This window comes from Citrobacter sp. CK189, from assembly GCF_030333505.1.
Taxonomy (GTDB): domain Bacteria; phylum Pseudomonadota; class Gammaproteobacteria; order Enterobacterales; family Enterobacteriaceae; genus Citrobacter_B; species Citrobacter_B koseri.
This window is the reverse complement of sequence record NZ_JAOWFV010000038.1, coordinates 83,119-108,727: the sequence shown is the minus strand read 5'-3', so window position 1 is coordinate 108,727 and position 25,609 is coordinate 83,119. Positions and strand designations below refer to the sequence as shown.

Annotated in this window: 21 protein-coding genes and 1 pseudogene; 10 read left to right on the top strand and 12 right to left on the bottom strand. The window is 53.3% G+C overall.

The features are described 5' to 3' along the window. Positions 1-5: 5 nt before the first annotated feature. The 3 genes from OGV83_RS10475 to OGV83_RS10465 all read right to left on the bottom strand — a co-directional run bounded on the left by OGV83_RS10475 (position 6) and on the right by OGV83_RS10465 (position 2,365). Complete coding sequence (locus tag OGV83_RS10475) at positions 6-467, bottom strand: YjiG family protein (protein WP_198448652.1); 462 nt, start codon at positions 465-467, stop codon at positions 6-8. A 1-nt stretch (position 468) separates the two neighbouring features. Continuing rightward, on the bottom strand, positions 469-1,128 hold the full coding sequence (locus tag OGV83_RS10470) for a nucleoside recognition domain-containing protein (protein ID WP_024130126.1): 660 nt from the start codon (positions 1,126-1,128) through the stop codon (positions 469-471). A gap of 175 nt (positions 1,129-1,303) precedes the next feature. Then, entirely contained in the window at positions 1,304-2,365 is a 1,062-nt protein-coding gene (locus tag OGV83_RS10465) for an AI-2E family transporter (protein WP_012131296.1), read from the bottom strand. A gap of 225 nt (positions 2,366-2,590) precedes the next feature. On the opposite strand from OGV83_RS10465, the gene bepA reads away from it, so the two are divergent. Then, positions 2,591-4,054, top strand: coding sequence for a beta-barrel assembly-enhancing protease (gene bepA, locus OGV83_RS10460; protein WP_024130125.1), 1,464 nt, complete (start codon positions 2,591-2,593; stop codon positions 4,052-4,054). A gap of 72 nt (positions 4,055-4,126) precedes the next feature. Further along, positions 4,127-4,486, top strand: coding sequence for an arsenate reductase (glutaredoxin) (gene arsC, locus OGV83_RS10455; RefSeq protein WP_012131294.1), 360 nt, complete (start codon positions 4,127-4,129; stop codon positions 4,484-4,486). Here arsC and OGV83_RS10450 read toward each other — a convergent pair. Next, positions 4,483-5,328, bottom strand: coding sequence for a helix-turn-helix domain-containing protein (locus OGV83_RS10450; RefSeq protein WP_058667872.1), 846 nt, complete (start codon positions 5,326-5,328; stop codon positions 4,483-4,485). The genes arsC and OGV83_RS10450 overlap by 4 nt on opposite strands. Positions 5,329-5,487: 159 nt before the next feature. On the opposite strand from OGV83_RS10450, the gene celB reads away from it, so the two are divergent. From celB to OGV83_RS10435, 3 genes are read left to right on the top strand one after another with little or no spacing between them, the layout of a single operon-like run. After that, positions 5,488-6,807 (top strand): PTS cellobiose transporter subunit IIC, encoded by a 1,320-nt coding sequence (gene celB, locus OGV83_RS10445; RefSeq protein ID WP_058667874.1) that lies wholly within the window; start codon positions 5,488-5,490, stop codon positions 6,805-6,807. A gap of 3 nt (positions 6,808-6,810) precedes the next feature. Next, positions 6,811-7,770, top strand: coding sequence for a glycosylasparaginase (locus OGV83_RS10440; RefSeq protein WP_012131290.1), 960 nt, complete (start codon positions 6,811-6,813; stop codon positions 7,768-7,770). Next, positions 7,767-9,197 (top strand): leucyl aminopeptidase family protein, encoded by a 1,431-nt coding sequence (locus OGV83_RS10435; RefSeq protein WP_071258053.1) that lies wholly within the window; start codon positions 7,767-7,769, stop codon positions 9,195-9,197. The genes OGV83_RS10440 and OGV83_RS10435 overlap by 4 nt, the downstream gene beginning before the upstream one ends. Before the next feature lie 35 nt (positions 9,198-9,232). On the opposite strand, the gene OGV83_RS10430 is transcribed toward OGV83_RS10435, so the two are convergent. From OGV83_RS10430 to OGV83_RS10415, 4 genes are all read right to left on the bottom strand, one after another. Further along, positions 9,233-9,934 carry a DnaA inactivator Hda gene (locus OGV83_RS10430; RefSeq protein ID WP_213164963.1) on the bottom strand — a complete coding sequence of 234 codons (702 nt, stop codon included), beginning with the start codon at positions 9,932-9,934 and terminating at the stop codon, positions 9,233-9,235. A gap of 95 nt (positions 9,935-10,029) precedes the next feature. Next, a complete protein-coding gene (gene uraA, locus OGV83_RS10425; RefSeq protein WP_012131287.1) occupies positions 10,030-11,319 on the bottom strand; it encodes a uracil permease in 1,290 nt (429 codons plus the stop codon). A gap of 87 nt (positions 11,320-11,406) precedes the next feature. Then, entirely contained in the window at positions 11,407-12,033 is a 627-nt protein-coding gene (upp, locus tag OGV83_RS10420; protein WP_012131286.1) for a uracil phosphoribosyltransferase, read from the bottom strand. A 183-nt stretch (positions 12,034-12,216) separates the two neighbouring features. After that, positions 12,217-13,647, bottom strand: a complete 1,431-nt coding sequence (locus tag OGV83_RS10415) for a 6-phospho-beta-glucosidase (RefSeq protein ID WP_130028897.1) — start codon at positions 13,645-13,647, stop codon at positions 12,217-12,219. Positions 13,648-13,939: 292 nt separating this feature from the next. Here OGV83_RS10415 and purM point away from each other — a divergent pair, with 292 nt between their 5' ends. The 4 genes from purM (at position 13,940) to ppx (ending at position 19,455) form a co-directional block, all read left to right on the top strand. Beyond that, entirely contained in the window at positions 13,940-14,977 is a 1,038-nt protein-coding gene (gene purM, locus OGV83_RS10410; protein ID WP_024130122.1) for a phosphoribosylformylglycinamidine cyclo-ligase, read from the top strand. Further along, positions 14,977-15,612, top strand: a complete 636-nt coding sequence (purN, locus tag OGV83_RS10405) for a phosphoribosylglycinamide formyltransferase (protein WP_077956824.1) — start codon at positions 14,977-14,979, stop codon at positions 15,610-15,612. Before purM ends, purN begins: the two co-directional genes overlap by 1 nt. A gap of 230 nt (positions 15,613-15,842) precedes the next feature. Then, positions 15,843-17,909 (top strand): polyphosphate kinase 1, encoded by a 2,067-nt coding sequence (ppk1, locus tag OGV83_RS10400; protein ID WP_012131280.1) that lies wholly within the window; start codon positions 15,843-15,845, stop codon positions 17,907-17,909. A gap of 4 nt (positions 17,910-17,913) precedes the next feature. Continuing rightward, positions 17,914-19,455 carry an exopolyphosphatase gene (gene ppx, locus OGV83_RS10395; RefSeq protein ID WP_112001769.1) on the top strand — a complete coding sequence of 514 codons (1,542 nt, stop codon included), beginning with the start codon at positions 17,914-17,916 and terminating at the stop codon, positions 19,453-19,455. 7 nt (positions 19,456-19,462) lie between these two features. On the opposite strand, the gene OGV83_RS10390 is transcribed toward ppx, so the two are convergent. Continuing rightward, a complete protein-coding gene (locus OGV83_RS10390; RefSeq protein WP_286463547.1) occupies positions 19,463-21,712 on the bottom strand; it encodes a sensor domain-containing phosphodiesterase in 2,250 nt (749 codons plus the stop codon). Between the two features lie 164 nt (positions 21,713-21,876). Then, positions 21,877-21,945: pseudogene (locus OGV83_RS21620) on the bottom strand (hypothetical protein); the annotation flags it as partial. Positions 21,946-22,064: 119 nt separating this feature from the next. Between OGV83_RS21620 and OGV83_RS10385 the strand changes: the two are divergent. Then, positions 22,065-22,256, top strand: coding sequence for a YfgG family protein (locus tag OGV83_RS10385; RefSeq protein ID WP_012131276.1), 192 nt, complete (start codon positions 22,065-22,067; stop codon positions 22,254-22,256). A gap of 150 nt (positions 22,257-22,406) precedes the next feature. On the opposite strand, the gene guaA is transcribed toward OGV83_RS10385, so the two are convergent. Together guaA and guaB are read right to left on the bottom strand one after the other, a co-directional pair. Beyond that, on the bottom strand, positions 22,407-23,984 hold the full coding sequence (gene guaA, locus OGV83_RS10380; protein ID WP_058667885.1) for a glutamine-hydrolyzing GMP synthase: 1,578 nt from the start codon (positions 23,982-23,984) through the stop codon (positions 22,407-22,409). A gap of 68 nt (positions 23,985-24,052) precedes the next feature. Beyond that, positions 24,053-25,519: an IMP dehydrogenase gene (guaB, locus tag OGV83_RS10375; RefSeq protein WP_012131273.1), complete on the bottom strand. Its 1,467-nt coding sequence runs from the start codon at positions 25,517-25,519 to the stop codon at positions 24,053-24,055. Positions 25,520-25,609 lie beyond the last annotated feature (90 nt).

Genomic DNA, 25,609 nt, shown 5'->3' with positions numbered 1-25,609 from the left:
CCTTTTTAAACAATAGCCTGCATTACCCAAATAGAGACCAGGGCATTAATCACGCACACCGCAATAATATGCGGGTAATAACGCGGATGAACGCCCGCCGTTCCCAGGCAGCGCCCTACATTCTGAACCGGGTTGCCCATCAGGTAAATGGCGGGTAACAGCACAGTGGCATCGTGACCGGACAGCGCGCCAGTAACCACCAGGCTGGCGCAGACGCCCACGCCGCCGCCCATACTCATCACCGCAGCCAGCAAAACGGTCGCCGATTCTCCCGGCAAACCCCATAGCGCCATTACCGGTTCACACACTCGCCCGACGATATCCAGCAACCCCGTCACCTTCAGCGCCTGAATAATGACAAAGGCCATGACGACGTTGGGCAACAGGCTGGTGGTGGCGATGGTAAAACCGCGCCGCGCGCCGTCGATAAACAGATCCATGACGTTTTTACGTATCTGTGCGCTCATTTCAGGCCTCCTGTTTCATACGACGATGTTCAAGCTGCGCGATCCACACTCGCAACAGGTTCGCACCGATAAATTTGAAGACTAAAATGACCGCCAGCGGCGTAATAACCGGTACGGTTATCGTGGCAAATAGCGCGGCGCCTGATGAGAAGTAGTTCGTCAGAATCGCGCTGCCGCTTGTCTGCCAGCAGGCGAAAATCGCCCGTTCCTGTTCGGTAATCACGCCCTCTTCCGCCAGCTCTTTGGTCATCCCGGCGGCGGCATCCGTATTTTGCAAATTGGCGATAAGCGCCAGGGAGCAAATGCCGGGGATGCCCAGGATCGGCCTGAGTATCGGCGTCATCAACTGCTGTGCGGCGCGCAGTCCACCCAGCCCTTCCGTCACGGAAATAATGCCGAGCGATAAAATAACCGATGGCGCCAGCTCCAGTGCGAATAAAAAGCCGTCTCTCGCCCCGGTACCGCCAGTGCCGCGAAATGAAACCGCCGTGTCGCCTGCTGCGTTAACCAGGCCAAACGCGCCATTGAGCACGGTAAAATCAAACACTCGCCACCATTCCGTACTTTTCGCGAACATGCCTGAAAAAAGGATAATGGTAATAAAAAAGGCGAGATAACCGCCCCATCCCACTTTTTGCTGCGTGTGCATCTGATGACCCATTTTTTTCTCCGGTTGGTCTTGTCCTTGTGAGATTAAAAAACCATCTATACCGATAAGTTGAAAGCAAAAAAGGAGGGCGGGACAGCACATTCGGAAAACGTTCAGGAAAGGAGAAAGCGGATAAAACGTGGAACGCCCGATGACGTTGCGCCACCGGGCAGAGTGATAATCGTGCTTAACCGTCGCTGACCTGTCCGTCCGGCCAGGCATGTACCACGGCTTTAATTAACGTCGCCAGCGGGATGGCGAAGAACACGCCCCAGAAACCCCACAGGCCGCCGAAAATCACCACCGACAGAATAATCACCAGCGGATGCAGGTTGACGGCTTCTGAAAACAGTACCGGCACCAGCAGGTTTCCATCCAGCGCCTGAATGATCAGATACACGGCGAAGCAGCTCCAGAACTCCGTTCCGAGGCCAAACTGGAATAACGCCACGCCAATCACCGGAATGGTCACCACGAACGCGCCGATGTAGGGGATTAATACCGAGAATCCAACCAGAACCGCCAGCAGCAGCGAGTAGTTGAGACCAAAGAGCAGGAAGCCAAGCCAGGTCGCTACGCCAACCACCACCATCTCCAGCACTTTGCCGCGAATATAGTTGGTGATCTGCTGGTTCATCTCCATCCAGACCTGCCCGGCCAGCCCGCGATTGCGCGGCAGCACCCGACGCACGGCATTCAGCATCTGCTCTTTATCCTTGATCAGGAAGAAGACCATCAGCGGCACCAGCACCAGATACACCGCCAGCGTCAGCAACCCGACCAGAGAGGCCAGGGAGTATTTCACAACCGAATCACCTAACGTCAGCATCCGGGTGCGCATGTTTTCCGCCATCGCATCAATGATCCCGGCATCCATCAGCGCCGGGTAACGACGGGGTAACGTGGCGGCATAATCAGAGAGCTTATTGAGCATACCCGGCATATCGCGAATCAAATAGATCCCCTGCTGCCAGGCCACCGGCATCACGACAAACGCCATCAGCAGTAAAATGCCGACAAACACAATCAGTACGATTGAGGTGGCCCAACGCCGGGAGCAGCCAATCGCCTCCAGACGGACCGTAGGCCACTCCAGCAGGTAAGCGAGGACAATAGCCACCAGCAACGGCGCCAGAAGCCCACTGAAAAAGAAAAGGATGCCAAAACCGGCAACCAGGATAACCAGCAAGGCGATCGCCTCCGGGTCGCTAAAACGACGGCGATACCACTGCATCAACATCTCAAGCATAGAAACCGTTCCCTGAACCTCAATAGCGGGATTGCGATCCCGAATTGTATCTAAATGTCACAAAAAAGACTTCGCTTTTTGTTGCTGATTCAGGAAACTGAAAAGTCATTTGAGCGGGGTATTCACCACCGGGTTTCGCAGTTACACTCCCTGTGCTGGCGTGGCGGAACGATACGTCGCGGCATCGGTCAAATGGCTATATTAAAGAAAACAGGACAGAGGTCTATGTTCAGGCTGTTGAAGAAAAACCTGGTTGCTACCCTCATCGCTGCGCTGACTATCGGTCAGGTAGCCCCCGCGTTTGCAGATTCCGCAGACACGCTACCGGATATGGGGACCTCAGCAGGAAGCACGCTTTCTATCGGTCAGGAAATGCAAATGGGCGACTATTACGTTCGCCAGTTGCGCGGCAGCGCGCCGTTGATCAACGATCCGCTGTTGAGTCAGTACATCAACGCGCTGGGGATGCGTTTAGTCTCTCATGCAGACTCCGTGAAAACGCCGTTCCATTTCTTTTTGATTAACAACGACGAAATTAACGCCTTCGCCTTTTTCGGCGGCAACGTTGTGCTGCATTCCGCGCTCTTTCGCTATTCCGATAACGAAAGTCAGTTAGCCTCGGTGATGGCGCACGAAATTTCCCACGTAACCCAACGCCATCTGGCGCGCGCGATGGAAGATCAAAAGCGCAGCGCTCCGCTGACCTGGGTCGGCGCCTTAGGCTCTATTCTTCTGGCGATGGCCAGCCCGCAGGCCGGTATGGCGGCGCTGACCGGTACGCTGGCGGGAACGCGTCAGGGGATGATCAGCTTCACCCAACAAAACGAACAGGAAGCAGACCGAATCGGTATTCAGGTGCTGCAACGTTCAGGATTCGATCCGCAAGCAATGCCGACGTTCCTGGAAAAACTGCTCGACCAGGCGCGCTACTCCACGCGTCCTCCCGAAATTTTGCTGACGCACCCCCTGCCGGAAAGCCGTCTGGCGGATGCCCGCAACCGTGCAAACCAGATGCGCCCGGTGGTAGTAGAGTCGTCGGAAGATTTTTATCTGGCGAAGGCGCGTACGCTGGGGATGTACAATTCTGGCCGTAATCAGCTTACCAGCGACCTGCTCGACGCATGGGAAAAAGGAAACGTGCGCCAACAGCGTGCGGCGCAATATGGCCGGGCGCTACAGGCGATGGAAGCCAGCAAGTACGACGAAGCCCGCAAAGCGCTGCAACCGTTGCTGACGGCTGAACCGAATAACGCGTGGTATCTCGACCTGGCGACCGATATCGATCTGGGGCAGAAGAAAACCAGCGAAGCGATTAACCGTCTGAAAAATGCCCGCGATCTGCGCGCAAACCCGGTATTGCAGCTAAACCTGGCGAATGCTTATTTACAGGGCGGGCAAGCCCGAGAAGCCACGACCATCCTCAATCGCTACACCTTCAACAATAAAGACGACGGCAACGGCTGGGATCTCCTGGCGCAGGCTGAAGCGGCGCTCAATAACCGCGATCAGGAGCTGGCGGCGCGCGCCGAAGGCTATGCGCTGGCCGGGCGACTGGATCAGGCGATCTCTATGCTCAGCAGCGCAAGTTCTCAGGTCAAGCTGGGCAGCCAGCAACAGGCGCGTTACGATGCCCGTATCGACCAGCTGCGCCAGTTGCAGGAACGCTTTAAGCCATACACCAAAATGTAGTATTCGTTCTGTTGCCGGGTGGCGACGCTATCGCGTTTTATCCGGCCTACAGTTCGCGCGAAAGGAGAAATCATGTCTGATGCAGTAAAAATCTACCACAACCCGCGTTGTTCAAAGAGCCGCGACACGCTGAGCCTGCTGAAATCCAACGGCGTTGAACCGGAAGTGGTGCTTTACCTGGAAACACCTGCCGACGCAGCGACGCTGCGTGAACTGCTGCGTATGTTAGGGATGTCCAGCGCACGCGAACTGATGCGCCAGAAAGAAGATCTCTACAAGTCTCTCAATCTGGCCGACAGCCACCTGAGCGAAGAGGCGCTGATTCAGGCGATGGTGGAAAACCCGAAACTGATGGAGCGACCGATTGTCGTCGCCAACGGTCAGGCGCGTATTGGCCGCCCGCCGGAGCAGGTGTTGGAAATCGTGAGCTAATCCATGCGCCGCAGCGCTTCCAGAAAGTCCTGCGGCGTACAATCCCCCAGTTTTTTCTGTGTCTTACCACGGTTGTAGCATTCACATAAGCGGATAAGCAACTCGCTGGCAGATTCACTATTTAGCCGGGGAACAATCTCATTTAGCGGTACTGTCACCGGCACCCAACCGGGCATCGTACCGGTTATTTGGCATGACATACCGCGCGTCGCCAGGTGCGTTTTTAGCTGCGGGCATATGCGATCAGAAATATTTGTCTCAATAGATTGTATATCAGCCGGGCAGGTTTCCAGCAATTCATCCAGCCAGACCACGACCCGCTGCGGTGAAATACCCGCATACAGTCGGGCAAAGCACCAGCCGCTCATCGGCTCGCGCGCCCAGAACAAATGATGTTCGCCACCGTCGTCCATATGCAACGAGAGTGGAAGGTGATACAGCGCCAGATGATTCGGCAGCATCCCGGATTTTAACGCTTTTTTCCCTTGTAACGACGCCCGCTGTCGCTGAGGTGTCGCCGGTTTAAGATAACGATTCAACGTCGCGCGCGACACAACAATGCCCAGCACCTCGTTCACCAACAATAAGAGGTCATCCAGCGGCGCACCTGTTGCGTCACGCAAGGCGTTCACCAAAACAATCTGCTCTTGTCTCATCGCCTTGTATATCGTCTTCGGCGTAGTTTGCCCATCACTAACCCGATCACGATGTCGCCATCGCCTTACTGTCGTAACAGAAATCCCAAGCTCGGCGGCAAGCTCTCTGTCGCTTTTTTCAGACTGCTGAAGATAGCGACGAATACGCGGTGTGGTAGTGGCATTGGCGTGTAATTTTATTTCCATCGCAAGAATCCCTGTCGATTTTTAGATAATTAATCTTATGAGATTTATATGCCAATCGCGATCACATTGTGAGCTATTTCACCTTTCGTTCACACGCCTTCGCAGATAATCCTCATGCATAGCACACACAACGTGAGTTAATCTTGTACGGAGTTCACAATGAACAATGTTCTGGGATTTCTTGAAGCAAAACTGATGCCTCTGGCGGCGAAAACCGCTCAGCAGCGGCATCTCGGCGCGATTCGTGGCGCATACGTTTCGTTTATGCCGTTTATTATCGTCGGCTCTATTCTGCTGGTGATCTCTTCGTTTCCGAATCAAAACTATCAGCAGTTTATGTCTCAGGCTTTTGGCGAGAGCTGGAGTGCGATTATTGAGATCCCGTTTAACGCGGTGTTCTCAACGATGTCGCTGTTTATCAGTTTCCTGGTCGCATTTCGTCTGGCGGAACACTACGGCGAAGATCGCATCTCCTGCGGCATTTTGGCGCTGGTCTGTTTTCTGATCCTTACACCGTTTATCAAAGTGGCGGAAAAAGGCGGTATTACCGTGATCCCCGTAGAATGGATTGGCACAAAAGGATTGTTCGTCGCGATGATCGGTTCGCTGCTGTGGACTGAACTTTTCTGCTGGCTAAAGCGTAAAAATCTGGTGATCAAAATGCCAGAAGGTGTGCCACCGGCGGTGCAAGAATCTTTTGCCGCGCTGATCCCCGCCTTACTGGTCATGATACTGGTACTGAGCATTCGCATCTTGTTTGAAAACACCCATTACCAGACCATCCATCAGTTTATTTACGAAGTGGTCGCCACACCGATTCGTCATTACGGCACCTCTTACTTTGGCGCGCTGATGACAGTGTTCAGCATCACTATTTTGTGGTCGGTCGGTATCAACTCCGGCTCAATGGTTAACGGCATCATCCGTCCGCTGTGGATGGAAAACCAGACCGACAACATTGCGGCTATTCAGGCTGGCACCACACCCCCACACATCATTACGGAACAGTTTTTTGACATGATTTGGATGGGCGGCGCGGGCGCAACGTTGTCGCTGGTGTTAGCCATGCTTTTCTTTGCGCGCAGTAAAAACATGCGGGAAGTGGCGCGGCTCGGTGCTGGAGCGTCTGTGTTCAACATCAACGAACCGATTCTGTTCGGTCTGCCGGTGATAATGAATCCGATAATGCTGATCCCCTTCAACCTGGTGCCGCTGGTGCTGGTCACCGTACAGTATACCGCGATGAAGCTCGGCGCGGTCGCCGTCACCACGGGCGTCTTTATTCCGTGGACGCTGCCGCCAGTCATTAGCGGTTTTATCGTTACCGGACATATTAGCGGCAGCGTCATGCAGCTCATTAACCTGCTGATTGGCGCAATGCTGTATCTGCCCTTTATGCGGATCGTCGATAAACAGTACCGCGCGGCGGAACTGGCTGCCGTAACGCAGCCCGATGCACCACTTGCAAAACAGGAGTAAACCATGTGGGGAATTATCGCAACCTGGCGAATGGCGCTTGAAGGTGTGGCGGAATCCGCGTCTGCACTGGCTGCGGGAAACCCGGTCGCAATGGCGGTGGTAGACGCCGTCGCAACCGTTGAGGACTTTCCGTTTTATAAATCCGTGGGCTATGGCGGACTGCCTACTGAAAATGGCGAGGTCGAACTGGATGCCGCCTATATGGACGGCGATACCCTCGCGTTTGGGGCGGTCGGGAATCTGGTGGATATTGCCAACCCGGTGCGCGTCGCACATGCGTTAAGCCGTCAGCGCTATAACTGTCTGCTGGTTGGCCAGGGTGCGCGTGAATGGGCACTGAGCCAGGGATTTGCGGATAAAACCATGCTCACCGACAGAGCCATCCAGCACTATCAAAAACGCTGCCGGGAGACGCTGGATAAAGGCTTAAGTCCATATAACGGCCACGATACGGTCGGCATTATTGGTCTGGATAAACTGGGGTCGATGAGCGTTGCCACCTCCACCAGCGGCCTGTTTATGAAAAAACGCGGCCGCATTGGCGACTCTCCGGTTATTGGTTCCGGCTTCTATTGCGACAGTGAAGTCGGCGCGGCAACGGCAACGGGCGTCGGTGAAGATCTGATGAAAGGCTGTGCCAGCTATGAAATTGTTCGTCGCATGGCGCAGGGAATGACACCGCAACAAGCGGCTGATTCTGTCGTGTTTGAGCTGGAAGATAAATTGATGTCGCGATTTGGTCGCACAGGCGACCTCTCGGTGGTCTGCATGAACCGTAAAGGCGAGTTTGGCGCAGCCACTAACATCAAAACATTCTCGTTCGTTGTCGCTACCGCACGCCAACCGCTCACCGTATTTCGCGCCGAACGCCAGCACGAGAAAACCCATTATCACCCCGTCGATGAAGAATGGATGCAAGACTATGCCGCACGGATACGTGCTCCAGTCGAGGAAGAGAAATGATTTCATACCAACTGATTTGCTCACCCGCAGAGGTTCAACCACAAGGCCATCTTATCGCACCTCCTGGCTGTTCGTTATTGCGGGATTCCGCTCTGCTCGCGGAAATGCGCGTACTGGCGCAAGATAAAGTAGCGGATACCCGCTTTGGCTGCGCGCCTTTTACGCGAATTACCCTGTTGCCTGATGCGCTCTGGCAGGACAGCCTGACCGAAGGTTTACTCAATGCGATACGACCGCTGCTGGCCTCGCCAGTCAGCGAAAATGTGCTGATTGATGTCACCGAAATAAATGACACTGTACTGGCGCTGCTGCTGCGTTTTCTGTTTAATCAGGCGTATACGCTCAATGATTTACAATTGAAAAAAACGGATGCCACCGCCACTCGCATCCGCCATATCACCGCGTTCTGCCAGCCAGAACAATACGAGAAACGTGAAAAAATGTTCAGGCAGCAGCAGGCCATTGCCAACGGCATGGTCTCTGCGAGGCGGCTGGCGGATACCCCCTCCGATTGCTGTACGCCGCAGTTCGTGGTCAACGAGGCACAAACCCTGTGCGCCTCTTTTCCTGCGTTGCACTGTGAAGTCCTTGATGAACAACAAATTGTTGAACAAGGTCTCGGACTGCTCCATGCGGTTGGCAAAGGAGCGACCTGTCCACCGCGTTTGCTTGCCATTCATTACAACGGCATAAGTGACGGCCCGGTACGCTGCTACATAGGTAAAGGGATAACGTTTGATACCGGTGGCCTGTGGTTGAAAGAGGGCGCGGGTATGTACACCATGAAATATGACATGTGTGGCGCAGCCAACGTGTTGGGACTGCTCCTGACGGTTGCGGAGTTAAAACTGCCCGTACGCATAATGGGCGTGCTGGCGCTGGCTGAAAACGCGATCGGCCCGAACGCAATGCAGCCTGGCAGCGTTGCTCGCGCCTGCAACGGTATGACAGTGGAAATCAATAACACCGACGCCGAAGGACGACTGGTGCTGGCCGACGCCATTGCATGGACGAGCCAACGACAGCCGCAGGCCCGTTATATCATCGACATGGCAACCTTGACCGGTGCGGTGGTGAAAGCGCTTGGCTACGAACTCAGCGGGCTGATGACTCAGGACGATGCGTTAAGACAGGCGCTAACAGAGGCTGGACGGCAGAGCGGAGATGAAGTCTGGTCTTTACCTCTGGATGCACGACTGAAAAAGCAGACCGAAAGCGCCATAGCCGATCTCTGTAATACGCCGACGAACAATGCGGCAATCAGCGCTTCCGCAGCCTGGTTACTGCATCATTTTTGCCCGTCGGATATCCCGTGGGCACATCTGGACATTAGCGGTACGGCGCTATGGCGAGAAAACGGCAGAAGCGTCGCGTCCGGCAGGCCGATTCCACTGCTGGTTGAGCACTTACTGGAAGATATTGCCTGAGTTTTTTGCCCGGCCACCGGGCAAAAACGGCAGCGTTACAGCGTCAGAATCTCTTTAACGAACGGAATGGTGAGTTTACGCTGTGCAGTGATTGAGGCGTGATCGAGCTGATCCAGCGTAATAAATAGCGTACGCATCTCACGATCCAGCCGCTTCAACAGAAAACGCCCGACATCTTCCGGCAGTTCAAACCCACGCAGTCTGGCGCGCAGTTGTAACGCCTGGAGTTTGTCTTCATCAGAGAGAGGTTGCAGCTTGTAGATTTGCCCCCAGTCCAGACGAGAAGCCAGATCGGGTAATCCCAGCTTTAACTGACGTGGAGGGCGATCGCCGGTGATCAGCAGGCGCGTTTTTCCCGACTCAAGGATGCGGTTATAGAGATCAAAGATCGCCATTTCCCACAGTTCATCTCCGGCGACACATTCAATATTGTCAATACACACCAGCGACAAATGCTCCATGCCGTCAAGCACTTCCGGTACAAACCAGGTGCGCTTATCCAGCGGCACATAGCCTACCGCGTCGCCGCGTTGCGACAGTTCAGCACACGCCGCGTGCAGCAGATGGCTACGGCCCGCGCCTTCACGCGACCAGAGATAAATATATCCGCTATGTTCCTGACGCAGCACGTTTTGCAGTGCAGCCAGTAAAGAGGCGTTATCCCCCGGCCAGAAACTTGCGAAAGTTTCGTCGTCAGGAAGATAAAGTGGCAGAGAGAGCTGTGCCGGAGTGTTCAGAGATACCTCAATCCAGGATTCCATAAAATCGCGATGAGTTTACCACAGAATTCCATCACGATAGAACCGGGCAGCAGCACTGCCCGGTTTCAGGATTATTGCTGCGGCGTATCCGCGTCTTTCGCATCCAGCACCACTTCTTCCGGGCGCAGGACGCTGATCAGTTTGAAGATCAGGCTCAGGCCGATCCCAACAATGGTCGCCAGCGCCATTCCTTTCAGTTCAGCCGCGCCAATATGCACTTTCGCGCCGCTGACGCCGATGATCAAAATCACCGAGGTCAGGATCAGGTTCTGCGCTTTGTTGTAATCGACTTTTGATTCAATCAATACGCGAATACCGGATGCGCCGATCACGCCGTACAACAGCAGCGATACGCCGCCCATTACCGGCAGCGGGATTATCTGAATCGCAGCGGCCAGTTTACCCACGCAGGAGAGCAGAATGGCAAAAATCGCCGCGCCGCCGATAACCCAGGTGCTGTACACGCGGGTGATCGCCATAACACCGATGTTTTCACCGTAGGTGGTGTTCGGCGTAGAACCGAAGAACCCGGAAATCATCGTTGATAACCCGTTGGCAAACATCGAACGATGCAGACCGGGGTCACGAACCAGATCCTTTTTAACGATATTCGCCGTCACGACCAGGTGACCTACGTGTTCGGCAATCACCACCAGCGCCGCTGGCAGAATTGTCAGAATGGCAAACCATTCAAAGCGCGGCGTATAGAACGTCGGCAGCGCGAACCAGTGCGCTTCGGCAATCGGCGCGGTATCCACCACTCCCATCGCAAATGACAGCGCATAGCCTGCCAGCACGCCGATCAGGATCGGGATAATGGCCAGGAAACCCCGGAACAGCACGGAGCCAAAGACTGTCACCGCCAGGGTCACAAGGGAGATGGTAATGGTTTTGGTATCCGGGGATTGCCCTTCAGCAGGCAGTAACCCAGCCATACCCGCAGCCACACCCGCCAGTTCCAGACCGATAACGGCAACGATTGCGCCCATCGCCGCAGGCGGGAACATCACGTCCAGCCAGCCGGTTCCGGCTTTCTTCACGATAAAAGAGACCAGGCAGAACAGCACGCCGCACATGATAAAACCACCCAGCGCCACTTCATACCCCAGCGGCAACAGCAGCAGAACCGGCGAAATAAAGGCAAAGCTCGACCCTAAATATGCAGGAATTTTACCTTTACAAATAAAGAGATACAGCAACGTACCGATGCCGTTAAACAGCAGAACGGTAGCCGGGTTAATATGAAACAGGACTGGCACCAGCACGGTTGCGCCAAACATGGCGAACAAATGCTGCAAACTAAGCGGGATTGTCTGTAAAAGCGGCGGTCTTTCACTTACCCCGATAGCACGGCGCGTCATAGTGTTTTCCTCTGAGTGTTGTATGTTATGGGTGTTTTATTCAAAAAAAAGCCGACTCTTAAAGTCGGCTCTTTATTATTCATTCACTTACTTCGTACCAAAGATCTTATCACCGGCATCGCCGAGGCCCGGAATAATGTATCCGTGCTCGTTAAGTCCCTTATCAATCGATGCGGTGTACAGCTCAACATCCGGGTGCGCTTTCTCCAGCGCCGCAATGCCTTCCGGCGCAGCAACCAGCACCAGCACTTTAATGCTGTGGCAGCCTGCATTTTTCAGCAGATCGATCGTCGCAATCATTGAACCACCGGTTGCCAGCATCGGGTCAACCACCAGCGCCATACGCTCATCAATGTTGGATACCAGTTTCTGGAAGTACGGAACGGGCTCCAGCGTTTCTTCGTTACGGTAGATGCCCACCACGCTGATACGCGCGCTCGGCACATGCTCCAGGACGCCTTCCATCATGCCCAGACCGGCACGCAGGATAGGAACCACGGTGATTTTTTTACCTTTGATTTGTTCGATTTCAACCGGGCCATTCCAGCCGTCGATGGTTACCGTTTCGGTTTCCAGGTCTGCGGTCGCTTCATAGGTCAGCAGGCTGCCTACTTCCGAGGCGAGTTCACGAAAGCGTTTGGTGCTAATGTCGTTTTCACGCATCAGACCCAGCTTGTGTTTGACGAGTGGGTGTTTGACTTCCACGATCTTCATACTCTTCTCCTTTCCTCAGACGAGTGGCAACCACAAAAAAAATCGCCGGATTATACCGCTTTTCCTCTCTGGCGCAACACAACGTATGCTTGACATGGATCAACCAAAGTGACATACGTCTGGAGAATGAGTATAAAACACGCCCCGCACAGATGGCGGGGCTGAATAACAACATATTGAATCTTAAATATTTTCTCCGTTGTTTTTAATCACATTTTGATACCAGGCAAAAGATCTCTTCGGATGGCGCGCTAACGTCCCGCTGCCGTCATTATTTTTATCGACATAGATAAAGCCATAACGTTTTTTCATCTCGCCCGTCCCCGCCGACACCAAATCAATGCAGCCCCACGGGGTGTAACCCATCAAATCAACGCCATCTTCCACAACGGCTTTTTTCATTTCACGAATGTGCGCTGCGAGATAGTCGATACGATACCGATCGTCAACGGAACCATCTGCCTGCTGAATATCTATCGCGCCAAAACCGTTCTCGACAATAAACAACGGTAGCTGGTAGTGATCCCAGAACCAGTTGAGCGAGTAGCGTAACCCCACAGGATCGATCTGCCAGCCCCAGTCCGACTTCTGCACATACGGATTGGAGACCAGACTTTTCGTTTCGTCGTAATCGAGCTGTGGGTTATCTGCGGTCGCTTTCGTGGCAAAAGACATGTAATAGCTGAAACCGATATAGTCCACACAGCCCTGTAACAGCGCCGCGCGATCTTCATCGGTGATATCCAGTGCAAAGCCCCGACGCGCAAAGTAGTTGAGGATATGCTGCGGATATTTCCCGCGCACATGCACATCCGTAAACCAGTAGCGACGGTGCATCGCGTTCATCGCCATCATCATATCGTCCGGCGCGCAGGTCAGCGGATAGATCGGACACATGGCGATCATGCAGCCAACCTGCAATGCCGGGTTGATCTCCCGCGCCGCTTTCACCGCCAGCGCGCTGGCGACCAGCTCATAGTGCGCCGCCTGATACATCACCGGTTCACGATCTTCGCCCGGCAGGTATTTCAGCCCCGAGTTGGTGAACGGCGCGAAATCTTCGTGATAATTGGCCTGGTTGTTGATCTCATTGAAGGTCATCCAGTATTTCACTTTGTTCTGATAGCGGGTAAATACCACTTTCGCGAAGCGCACGAAGAAATCGATCAGCTTACGGTTACGCCAGCCGCCATATTCCGTGACCAGATGGTAAGGCATTTCAAAATGCGACAGCGTAATCACCGGCTCAATACCGTACTTCAGGCATTCATCAAACAGGGCGTCATAAAACTGCAAACCCGCTTCATTCGGCTGTAATTCATCCCCCTGCGGGAAAATGCGCGTCCAGGCGATAGAGGTGCGAAAACATTTAAAGCCCATCTCAGCAAAGAGCTTAATATCGTCTTTGTAGCGGTGATAGAAATCGATAGCCTCATGGTTAGGATAATTTTTCCCGGCGATCACACCGTCGGTAATTTCCCGCGGAACGCCATGCGCACCGGCGGTCATCACATCCGCCACGCTAATCCCCTTTCCGCCTTCCTGCCAGCCGCCTTCTAACTGGTGAGCGGCAACGGCGCCGCCCCACATGAAATTCGCTTTAAATCCAGACATACGTTTCCCTCATTGTAATTGCAATGTTAACGCCGCTACGCTGACAACCCGAAGCAAAACAGAAACCGGTTTCAGTACGATACTGTGCATAACTGGCGCAGGTTTCAAGCACGGTAATGAACCCGGTTTCATTTTCGTGGAGCAGTTCAAACAAATGGGTACACAACGGTAAAACGCTGAAAAATTCGGCAGATAAAAACGGATGCAGAGCAGGCTCGCAAACGTTTGCTTTCCCTGTTAGAATTGCGCCGAATTTAATTTTCACCGCAAGTAATGCGTGGGGACCTAAGCAGTGACCGACAAAACCTCTCTTAGCTATAAAGATGCCGGTGTTGATATTGACGCTGGTAATGCTCTGGTTGATCGAATCAAAGGCGTAGTGAAGAAAACTCGCCGCCCGGAAGTCATGGGTGGTTTGGGTGGCTTCGGCGCGCTGTGCGCATTGCCGCAAAAATATCGTGAGCCTGTACTGGTTTCCGGCACTGACGGCGTAGGGACAAAACTGCGTCTGGCGATGGATCTGAAACGCCACGACACCATCGGGATCGACCTGGTAGCGATGTGCGTCAACGATCTGGTCGTTCAGGGCGCGGAGCCGCTGTTCTTCCTGGATTACTACGCGACCGGCAAGCTGGACGTCGATACCGCCGCCAGCGTGATCAATGGTATTGCCGAAGGTTGTCTGCAATCAGGCTGCGCGCTGGTCGGCGGCGAAACCGCTGAAATGCCAGGGATGTATCATGGCGAAGATTACGATGTCGCCGGTTTCTGCGTCGGCGTGGTGGAAAAATCAGAAATTATCGACGGTTCCAAAGTGGCCGATGGCGATGTGCTGATTGCCCTTGGCTCCAGCGGCCCGCACTCCAACGGCTATTCTCTGGTACGCAAGATCGTTGAAGTCAGCGGTTGCGACCCGGAAAACACCGAGCTGGAAGGCAAACCGTTAGCCGATCACCTGCTGGCGCCAACCCGCATTTATGTGAAGTCCATTCTGGAACTGATTGAAAAAGTCGATGTGCACGCCATCGCCCACCTGACCGGCGGCGGTTTCTGGGAAAATATTCCTCGCGTATTGCCGGACAACACCCAGGCGGTGATTGACGAATCTTCCTGGCAATGGCCAGCCGTCTTCAACTGGCTGCAAACCGCGGGCAACGTCAGCCAGCATGAAATGTATCGCACCTTCAACTGCGGCGTCGGGATGGTGATCGCCCTGCCGGAAGCGGAAGTGGATAACGCCCTCGCCCTGCTGAAAGCAAAAGGTGAAAACGCCTGGAAAATCGGTATCATTAAAGCCTCTGATTCCGAACAGCGCGTGGTTATTCAATGATGAATCTTGTGGTGCTTATTTCCGGCAACGGAAGCAATTTGCAGGCGATTATCGATGCCTGCAAAGAGAAAAAAATCAAAGGCACCCTTCGGGCAGTATTCAGTAACAAGGCCGACGCGTTCGGCCTTGAACGCGCGCGTGAGGCCGGAATTCCGGCACATGCGTTAACGGCCGATCAATTCGCCAGCCGTGAAGCGTTTGACCGCGAACTGATGCGTGAAATAGACGCTTACGCCCCCGATCTCGTGGTGCTGGCGGGCTATATGCGCATCCTGAGCCCCGCGTTCGTCGCCCACTATGAGGGGCGTCTACTCAATATTCACCCTTCCCTGCTGCCAAAATACCCGGGGTTGCATACGCACCGTCAGGCGCTGGAAAACGGCGATGAAGAACACGGAACCTCTGTCCATTTTGTTACCGATGAACTGGATGGCGGCCCGGTTATCCTGCAAGCGAAGATTCCGGTCTTTGAAGGCGACAGCGAAGATGAAATTACGGCCCGCGTTCAGACGCAGGAACACGCTATCTATCCGCTGGTCGTCAGTTGGTTTGTGGATGGCCGTCTGGAAATGCGTGATAACGCCGCCTGGCTGGATGGCAATCGCCTGCCGCCGCAAGGCTATGCCGCCGAGTAATAACATTCCCTCGCAGGACGGGTAAGCGAAGCGCCATCAGGCAATCCAACGTTTCAATGCCGGGTGGCGCGTCAACGCTTTATCCGGCCTACGCCTCAGGAATTCCCCTCATCTCTTTGCTTATCTGACGGTTTATTGTCATATTTTTCTGGCACAGTTGGACATCTGAGCGCAATGCTCGCCATAATAATCAGGCAGTGTCCCGTGAATAAAACGGAGTGTGAGTTGTAATGGGTCAGGAAAAACTATACATCGAGAAAGAGCTAAGTTGGTTAGCGTTCAACGAACGCGTGCTCCAGGAAGCTGCGGATAAATCAAATCCGCTTATTGAACGCATGCGCTTCCTGGGCATCTATTCCAATAACCTTGACGAGTTCTATAAAGTTCGTTTCGCCGAACTGAAACGTCGCATCATAATCAGCGAAGAACAGGGTTCTAATTCTCATTCTCGCCATCTGCTAGGTAAGATCCAGTCCCGGGTACTAAAAGCCGACCAGGAATTCGACAGCCTGTACAACGAATTGCTGCTGGAAATGGCGCGTAATCAGATCTTCTTAATCAACGAACGCCAACTGTCGGCCAACCAGCAAAGCTGGCTGCGGCATTATTTTAAACACTACTTACGCCAACACATCACGCCAATTCTGATCAATCGCGAAACGGATTTAGTTCAGTTTCTGAAAGATGATTACACCTATCTGGCCGTAGAGATTATTCGTGGCGATGCTATCCGCTACGCGCTGCTGGAAATTCCATCCGACAAAGTGCCGCGTTTTGTGAATCTGCCGCCGGAAGCGCCGCGTCGCCGTAAGCCGATGATCCTGCTGGATAACATTTTGCGCTACTGCCTGGACGACATCTTCAAAGGCTTCTTTGACTACGACGCGCTGAATGCCTACTCAATGAAGATGACCCGTGATGCCGAATACGATTTGGTGCACGAGATGGAATCGAGCCTGATGGAGCTGATGTCCTCCAGCCTGAAACAACGCCTGACCGCCGAGCCGGTGCGTTTTGTTTATCAGCGCGATATGCCAAACGCGCTGGTGGAAGTGCTGCGTGAAAAGCTGACCATCTCCCGCTACGACTCCATCGTACCCGGCGGCCGGTATCACAACTTCAAAGACTTCATTAGCTTCCCCAACGTGGGCAAAGCCAATCTGGTGAACAAGCCGCTGCCGCGATTGCGCCATCTTTGGTTTGATAAAGAGAAGTTCCGCAACGGGTTCGACGCCATTCGCGAGCGCGACGTTCTGCTCTATTATCCGTACCACACTTTCGAACATGTGCTGGAATTGCTGCGCCAGGCCTCCTTTGACCCCAGCGTGCTGGCGATCAAAATCAACATCTACCGTGTGGCGAAAGATTCACGCATCATCGACTCAATGATTCACGCCGCCCATAACGGCAAGAAAGTCACCGTGGTGGTGGAATTGCAGGCGCGATTCGATGAAGAGGCGAATATCCACTGGGCGAAGCGGCTGACCGAAGCAGGCGTACATGTGATCTTCTCGGCGCCAGGCCTGAAAATTCACGCCAAACTGTTCCTCATCTCGCGTAAAGAAGGCGATGAGGTGGTGCGTTATGCGCACATCGGCACAGGGAACTTCAACGAAAAAACGGCACGCCTGTACACCGACTATTCCTTACTGACCGCCGATGCGCGTATCACGAACGAAGTCCGTCGCGTGTTCAACTTTATCGAGAACCCTTACCGCCCGGTGACGTTCGACTATTTGCTGGTCTCTCCGCAGAACTCACGACGTCTGCTGTACGAGATGATCGATAAAGAAATCGCCAACGCCCAGCAAGGTCTCCCCTCCGGCATTACGCTGAAGCTGAATAATCTGGTGGATAAGGGGCTGGTCGACCGTCTGTACGCCGCATCCAGCTCGGGTGTGCCGGTCAATCTGCTGGTTCGTGGGATGTGTTCGCTGATTCCAAATCTGGAAGGCATTAGCGACAATATCCGCGTGATCAGTATCGTGGATCGTTATCTCGAACATGACCGGGTTTATATTTTTACCAACGGCGGCGACAAGCAGGTGTATCTTTCCTCCGCTGACTGGATGACGAGAAATATCGATTACCGTATCGAAGTTGCTGCGCCGCTGCTCGACCCGTGTCTTAAGCAACGCGTGCTGGATATTATTGACATCCTGTTTAGCGACACGGTAAAAGCCCGCTACATAGATAAAGAACTGAGTAATCGCTACGTGCCGCGCGGAAATCGTCGCAAGGTGCAGTCGCAACTGGCGATTTACGACTACATCAAATCACTCGAGCAACCTGACTAACGCTATGCCAATACATGACAAGACACCCCGGCCGCAGGAGTTCGCGGCGGTCGACCTCGGTTCGAACAGTTTTCATATGGTCATTGCCCGCGTGGTGGATGGCGCCATGCAGATCATCGGTCGGCTGAAACAGCGCGTACATCTGGCGGATGGTCTCGGCGAAGACAATATGTTAAGTGAAGAAGCGATAGAACGCGGGTTAAGCTGCTTATCGTTATTCGCCGAACGCCTACAGGGATTCTCCCCGTCAAGCGTGTGTATCGTAGGCACCCATACCCTGCGCCAGGCGCTGAACGCCACCGATTTTCTGAAGCGCGCGGAGAAGGTCATCCCCTACCCGATCGAAATCATTTCCGGTAACGAAGAAGCCCGCCTGATTTTTATGGGCGTGGAGCATACGCAGCCGGAAAAAGGCCGCAAGCTGGTGATCGATATCGGCGGGGGGTCGACGGAGTTAGTCATCGGCGAAAACTTCGAGCCAAAACTGGTCGAAAGCCGTCGCATGGGGTGCGTCAGTTTCGCACAAATCTATTTTCCTGGCGGCACTATCAGCCCGGAAAATTTCCAGCGCGCCCGAATGGCCGCTGCGCAAAAACTGGAGACGTTAACCTGGCAGTTCCGCATTCAGGGCTGGAACGTCGCGCTGGGCGCGTCTGGCACCATCAAAGCCGCCCATGAAGTGCTGCTGGAAATGGGTGAGAAGGACGGCTTCATTACGCCAGAACGGCTGGATAAACTGATGGCTGAAGTGCTCAGGCACCGCTCCTTTGAAGCGCTGAGCCTGCCGGGTCTGTCTGAAGAGCGAAAAGCGGTCTTTGTACCGGGTCTGGCCATTCTGTGCGGCGTTTTTGATGCGCTGGCGATCCGCGAACTCCGCCTTTCCGACGGGGCGCTGCGCGAAGGCGTGCTGTACGAAATGGAAGGCCGCTTCCGTCATCAGGATGTGCGCAGCCGTACGGCCAAAAGCCTGGCGAATCAGTATAACATCGACAGCGATCAGGCCCGGCGCGTGCTGGAAACAACCATGCAGATGTATGAACAGTGGCAGACGCAACAGCCAAAGCTGGCGCATCCGCAGCTGGAAGCGTTACTGAAGTGGGCTGCAATGCTGCATGAGGTGGGGCTGAACATCAACCACAGCGGCCTGCACCGCCACTCTGCCTATATTCTGCAAAACAGCGATTTGCCGGGTTTTAACCAGGAACAGCAACTGATGATGGCAACATTAGTCCGTTATCATCGTAAAGCCGTTAAGCTGGATGACTTGCCCCGCTTTACGCTGTTCAAGAAAAAACAATTCCTGCCGTTGATTCAGCTATTGCGCCTGGGCGTTCTGCTGAATAATCAGCGTCAGGCCACCACAACGCCGCCAACGCTACGGCTTAAAACTGACGACAATCACTGGACGTTGCGCTTCCCGCATGACTGGTTTAGCCAAAACGCGCTTGTCCTGCTCGATCTGGAAAAAGAGCAGCAATACTGGGAAGCGGTCACGGGCTGGCGTCTCAAAATCGAAGAAGAGAGTTCGCCCACTATCGCGGCGTAATTTCGCCTCAGGCACCAGACAATGGTGCCTGCACCTCTTCCAGCGTCGCCGCCAGCGGCCTGGGTTCGCCAAGCAAATAGCCCTGAAGGTAATCGATCCCCAACGCGCTCACCGCGCTACGAATTTCTTCGCTTTCCACATATTCCGCCACCACTTGCATATTCTTCATTCGCGCCAGATGGCAAATGGACGCCACAATCTGGTAATCGAGACTGTTAGAGACGATATTGCGAATAAAGCTGCCATCGATCTTGAGAATATTCGCGCTCACATTTTTCAGCCGCGCATAACTGGCATAACCGGTTCCAAAATCATCAATCGCTATCTGGCAACCTAACTGTTGCAACTGTGACAACGTTGCCTGACCCTGTTCGGCATTGGTGAACGCATTGCTTTCGGTCACTTCAAAGATCAGTTGCCACGCTTCAACTTCGTACTGGCTCAGCAGGTTACTGACATCAATCGGAAACTGGGCGCGGCATACCGACGTTGGTGACAGATTGATGGCAAAACGGTGGGCTGGCAGCTTATCCCGGTTTTCCGCCATAAAGCGCAGGGTATTTTCAATCACCCACAGATCGATGCTGGACGACAGGCCAAATTCATGAGCAACGGGCAGAAAACCATCGGGATTGATCATGCCGCCATTATCGTCTTTCAGTCGCAGCAGAATTTCATGGTAAACATCGCCGCGAATGCCTGAAATCGGCTGCGCCATCAGGCAAAAATGATCGTGCTCCAGCGCATACTGCAAGCGGTTCATCATCGCCACTTTATCTTTCAGGTCCCGCTGCAAATGCATTGCGCCACGCCGCTGCATATTCTCCGGTTTGTTGGTCATCAGGGAAAGATCGGCGATGGTGCTTAATTCGCCTAATAACAGATAGATATGGCTGACCGGAGAGCGCACATAGCAGTAGCTGACCCCAACCTGCGGCTGGAGCGGCATATCATCCCACATGAAACGGAATTGCTTGATATGGTTGTCCAGCGCTTCAATACGCTGTTGATGCGACTCCATATTCAGACGCAGAATCAAATCATGCCCCGACAGCTGATACACGCATTCACCGGGCGCCAGCAAGGTGTTTATCCAGTGGGAGAGCTTTTGCTTGTACTGAATCCGCAGCATAACGCCATAGTTCTTCCCCAGTAATTCCAGGCCGGGCACGCGTAAAAAACAGAGTGCTGACCAGGGCGAATTTTTCAGCGCGCGATTTAACGCCCGCAGGTTAGGCAGATGCACGACGGGATCAAGATACGCGAGCCGACGCGCCCGACCGCTGACGATTCTCTGGCGCGTCGCCAGCACCGCCATATAGCTCACAATAAAAGAGAAAACCAGGTAGCTTGAAGACGTAATAGTGAGTTGTGTGTCATACCCGGAATAATAAGGCATGTAGCTCTGGTAATAATGAATTGCGGTAATGAGAACAGCCGACCATATCAGCGAAATAAATCGATAACCGTAGCGCATCGCTCCCCATAGCATTACCGGCAATAATAATGACAAGGTATAGTTAGTGCTAAATATTGAACTATTTTCATTCAATGGCATGCAAAGCATTGTCATGAGCAATGTCAGCACGAGTAACCAGATAACAACCTCTTTCTTTGTGACTTTCTTATCAAACTGTTGTTTCAGTTGCGCATAATATCCACGCAGATATAGCGGATTGCGGACAGTGCGAATAATAAAATAACACAGCGGAACGCCGATAAGATTTCCCACCAGCAAAGCCTGATAGTTAATCAATGTATTGATATTAAAAGGCATTACGCCCATCATGCTTGATTTGCTCGCATACATTCCCAGGAAGGCGGCAAATTGAAAGAGCACCAGAAATAACGTCGCCGGGCAAAACACCTGCCAGAACATCCGCTGAAACATCAGATGAGCATCGCCATGAGACACCTGATTACGCCGGGGAGTAAACACGCGATACCCGCCCCAGCAGAGCACAACCGGGATAATGAAATGTCCGATAATGGAGAGCGTCTCATACAATCCCACTATCGGATAACGATTCCAGAAGATTGCGACCGCAATGCCCGGTAATGCTGCCCAGTCAAAAAATGACATCAGGCTAATGGTGAATGCCAGGGGAAGATAAAAAAGCGTGACATTGCCGGAACCCGTATTGGTATGCGCGTAGGTATTGGCAATGCTTAATGTGGGCAACAGCAAAGAGGGTAAAATGAGAGGCAGCACCCACCATTTATCTCTGATTTTGATATAGGTCTGATTTAGTTTCATAGATGCTCAGCAAAAACCCTCGCTTCCTGCAAGGTGCTTCAGACAGGCATCCCACCTGACTTTAAAATAATAATAAAAACAACGTCACAATATGTGTCTTGATTCTAGTTATCAACGGGAAGCAACATTTGATATATATCAATCAATTTCCTTCTCATTAACTAATAATTACGTTTTTTCTGCTTCGTTATCATTAATTTATTATTAATGTAAATACTAAAATTATCTTCCATAACAATAAGAGATAAATCAACTGACGTATTTTTACATAATCGACAATTGACCATTCCTTTACAATGTGCCTTAATGTACCCATCGCCCACTATGCTGGGCATACCCTAAGGAACCTTTTGTGAGTCAGGCAACCAGTATGCGAAAACGACATCGATTTAACAGTCGAATGACCCGTATCGTACTGTTTATCAGTTTTCTCTTCTTCTTCGGACGCTTCGTCTACTCTTCTATCGGTGCCTGGCATCATCATCAGGATAAAAAAGAAGCTCAACAGTCCACTCTCTCAGTCGAGACGCCTGCTCAACGCTAAACTTTTCCTGCTCACATAAACATACTGTTTTCTGGATTGCATATGCATTCGCCGGACAGGTAGCGCTGTGCCTCAGTCTGGTAAAGAAAAACCCCCTGCACAGGCAGAGGGTCTTTATTCATTACAACGCAGTGGTCATGAAGCGGGAGGTTATTCCCACTCAATCGTTGCTGGCGGCTTACCGCTGATGTCATACACCACGCGGGAGATGCCGTTGACTTCGTTGATGATGCGGTTAGAGACGCGGCCGAGGAAATCATACGGCAGGTGCGCCCAGTGCGCGGTCATAAAGTCGATGGTTTCTACCGCACGCAGGGAGACAACCCAGTCGTATTTACGGCCATCGCCCATTACGCCAACGGAACGAACCGGCAGGAACACGGTGAACGCCTGGCTCACTTTGTTGTACAAATCCGCTTTGTGCAACTCTTCGATGAAGATAGCATCCGCACGACGCAGCAGGTCGCAGTACTCTTTCTTCACTTCGCCCAGTACGCGAACGCCAAGACCCGGCCCCGGGAACGGGTGACGGTACAGCATGTCGTACGGCAGGCCCAGTTCCAGACCAATCTTGCGCACTTCGTCTTTGAACAGCTCTTTCAGCGGCTCAACCAGACCCATCTTCATCTCTTTCGGCAAGCCGCCCACATTGTGGTGAGATTTGATGACGTGCGCTTTACCGGTGGCAGAAGCGGCGGACTCGATAACGTCAGGATAGATAGTGCCCTGCGCCAGCCATTTCACGTCTTCCAGTCTGAACGCTTCTTCGTCGAAGACTTCAACGAATACGCGACCGATGATCTTACGTTTCGCTTCTGGATCGTTTTCGCCTTTCAGCGCGGTCAGGAAACGTTCTTCCGCCGGAACGTGGACAATGTTGAGACCAAAATGATCGCCGAACATGTCCATTACCTGCTCGGCTTCGTTCAGACGCAGCAGGCCGTTATCAACGAATACACAGGTCAGGTTTTTACCGATGGCACGGTGCAGCAGCATCGCGGTAACGGAAGAGTCAACGCCGCCAGACAGGCCGAGGATCACTTTGTCGTCGCCAACCTGTTCACGGATGCGATTTACCGCATCGTCGATGATCTTCGCCGGAGTCCACAGCGCTTCACACTGGCAGATATCACGCACAAAGCGTTCCAGCATGCGCATACCCTGGCGGGTATGCGTGACTTCCGGGTGGAACTGCACGCCGTAAAAACGTTTTTCCTCGTTAGCCATAATAGCGAACGGGCAGGTTTCGGTGCTGGCAACGGTGACAAAGTCAGACGGGATAGCGGTAACTTTATCGCCGTGGCTCATCCACACGTCCAGCAGCGGCTTGCCGTCTGCGGTCAGGGAGTCTTCAATGCCGCGAATCAGCGCGCTGTCGGTTCTCACTTCCACCTGCGCGTAACCGAATTCACGTTCATTGGATGCTTCAACATGGCCGCCCAGTTGCATCGCCATCGTCTGCATACCGTAGCACACGCCGAATACCGGCACGCCAGCTTCAAACACATACTCCGGCGCGCGCGGGCTATTTTCTTCAGTGGTGCTTTCCGGGCCGCCGGAAAGAATAATACCGCTTGGGTTGAATTCGCGAATTTGTGCTTCCGTAACATCCCACGCCCACAGTTCGCAGTAAACGCCGAGTTCACGCACGCGACGCGCAACCAGCTGAGTGTACTGAGAACCAAAATCCAGGATGAGAATGCGATGTTTATGAATATTTTCCGTCATTGACGCTAATTCCGAGGCAAGTGAAACAGATTAAATAAATCGCCCGACACGAGGTCGGGCGAAGAAAATCAGGAGCCCAGACGGTAATTCGGGGACTCTTTGGTGATGGTCACGTCATGAACGTGGCTTTCCTGAATACCCGCACCGCTGATGCGTACAAACTCCGCTTTGGTACGCAGCGCGTCGATAGTACCACAGCCAGTCAGACCCATACAGGAGCGCAGGCCGCCCATCTGCTGGTGAATGATCTCTTTCAGGCGGCCTTTATACGCTACGCGGCCTTCGATACCTTCCGGCACCAGTTTATCTGCCGCGTTATCGCTCTGGAAGTAACGGTCAGAGGAGCCTTTGGACATCGCGCCCAGAGAACCCATACCACGGTAGGATTTGTAAGAACGGCCCTGGTACAGTTCGATTTCGCCCGGGGATTCTTCAGTACCCGCCAGCATGGAACCGACCATTACCGCGCTTGCGCCTGCGGCGATCGCTTTGGCGATATCGCCGGAGAAACGAATACCACCATCGGCGATAACCGGAATGCCCAGGCCTTCCAGCGCTTCAACCGCGTCAGAAACCGCGGTAATCTGCGGAACGCCTACGCCAGTGACGATACGGGTCGTACAGATAGAGCCAGGACCGATACCCACTTTCACCGCGCTGACGCCAGCGTCTGCCAGCGCGCGCGCGCCTGCGCCGGTTGCTACGTTGCCGCCGATGATTTGCAGATCCGGGTATTTGGCACGGGTTTCACGAATGCGTTGCAGAACGCCTTCGGAGTGGCCGTGAGAGGAGTCGATCAGCAGTACATCAACGCCAGCGGCAACCAGTGCGTCAACGCGCTCTTCGTTGCCCGCGCCCGCGCCGACTGCCGCGCCAACGCGCAGACGACCCTGCTCATCTTTACAGGCGTTCGGTTTACGTTCCGCTTTCTGGAAATCTTTTACGGTGATCATGCCGATCAGATGGAAGCTGTCATCCACAACCAGCGCTTTCTCAACGCGTTTTTCGTGCATTTTGGCAAAAACCACTTCACGCGCTTCACCTTCGCGCACCGTGACCAGGCGCTCTTTCGGCGTCATATACACGCTGACAGGCTGGCTCAGGTCGGTGACAAAACGCACGTCACGACCGGTAATGATACCGACCAGCTCGTTATCTTCGGTAACAACTGGATAGCCAGCAAAACCGTTACGTTCAGTCAATTCTTTCACTTCACGCAGCGTGGTGGTTGGCAGAACGGTTTGCGGGTCGGTGACCACGCCGGATTCATGTTTCTTCACGCGGCGAACTTCTTCCGCCTGACGCTCGATAGACATGTTTTTGTGGATAAAACCGATGCCGCCTTCCTGTGCCAGGGCAATTGCAAGGCGCGCTTCCGTCACGGTATCCATTGCTGCGGAGAGCATAGGGATGTTCAGACGAATGGTTTTCGTCAACTGCGTGCTGAGGTCGGCAGTATTCGGCAGAACGGTGGAGTGAGCGGGAACGAGGAGGACGTCGTCAAACGTCAGAGCTTCTTTAGCAATACGTAGCATGGGCAATATCTCTAACCTGGGGGTGGATAAATATTGCCGTGGCATTATACAGAGCGAAACCGATTGCATCCACACTTTTTTGCAAATAAT

Coding starts and splice junctions, on each gene's coding strand:
- ppk1 (WP_012131280.1), top strand. CDS start 15,843: ATGGGTCAGGAAAAACTATACATCGAGAAAGAGCTAAGTTGGTTAGCG.
- OGV83_RS10415 (WP_130028897.1), bottom strand. CDS start 13,647: ATGTCTGGATTTAAAGCGAATTTCATGTGGGGCGGCGCCGTTGCCGCT.
- ppx (WP_112001769.1), top strand. CDS start 17,914: ATGCCAATACATGACAAGACACCCCGGCCGCAGGAGTTCGCGGCGGTC.
- OGV83_RS10450 (WP_058667872.1), bottom strand. CDS start 5,328: ATGGAAATAAAATTACACGCCAATGCCACTACCACACCGCGTATTCGT.
- OGV83_RS10470 (WP_024130126.1), bottom strand. CDS start 1,128: ATGGGTCATCAGATGCACACGCAGCAAAAAGTGGGATGGGGCGGTTAT.
- uraA (WP_012131287.1), bottom strand. CDS start 11,319: ATGACGCGCCGTGCTATCGGGGTAAGTGAAAGACCGCCGCTTTTACAG.
- celB (WP_058667874.1), top strand. CDS start 5,488: ATGAACAATGTTCTGGGATTTCTTGAAGCAAAACTGATGCCTCTGGCG.
- arsC (WP_012131294.1), top strand. CDS start 4,127: ATGTCTGATGCAGTAAAAATCTACCACAACCCGCGTTGTTCAAAGAGC.
- guaB (WP_012131273.1), bottom strand. CDS start 25,519: ATGCTACGTATTGCTAAAGAAGCTCTGACGTTTGACGACGTCCTCCTC.
- purN (WP_077956824.1), top strand. CDS start 14,977: ATGAATCTTGTGGTGCTTATTTCCGGCAACGGAAGCAATTTGCAGGCG.
- OGV83_RS10475 (WP_198448652.1), bottom strand. CDS start 467: ATGAGCGCACAGATACGTAAAAACGTCATGGATCTGTTTATCGACGGC.
- OGV83_RS10390 (WP_286463547.1), bottom strand. CDS start 21,712: ATGAAACTAAATCAGACCTATATCAAAATCAGAGATAAATGGTGGGTG.
- bepA (WP_024130125.1), top strand. CDS start 2,591: ATGTTCAGGCTGTTGAAGAAAAACCTGGTTGCTACCCTCATCGCTGCG.
- OGV83_RS10465 (WP_012131296.1), bottom strand. CDS start 2,365: ATGCTTGAGATGTTGATGCAGTGGTATCGCCGTCGTTTTAGCGACCCG.
- OGV83_RS10440 (WP_012131290.1), top strand. CDS start 6,811: ATGTGGGGAATTATCGCAACCTGGCGAATGGCGCTTGAAGGTGTGGCG.
- guaA (WP_058667885.1), bottom strand. CDS start 23,984: ATGACGGAAAATATTCATAAACATCGCATTCTCATCCTGGATTTTGGT.
- OGV83_RS10435 (WP_071258053.1), top strand. CDS start 7,767: ATGATTTCATACCAACTGATTTGCTCACCCGCAGAGGTTCAACCACAA.
- upp (WP_012131286.1), bottom strand. CDS start 12,033: ATGAAGATCGTGGAAGTCAAACACCCACTCGTCAAACACAAGCTGGGT.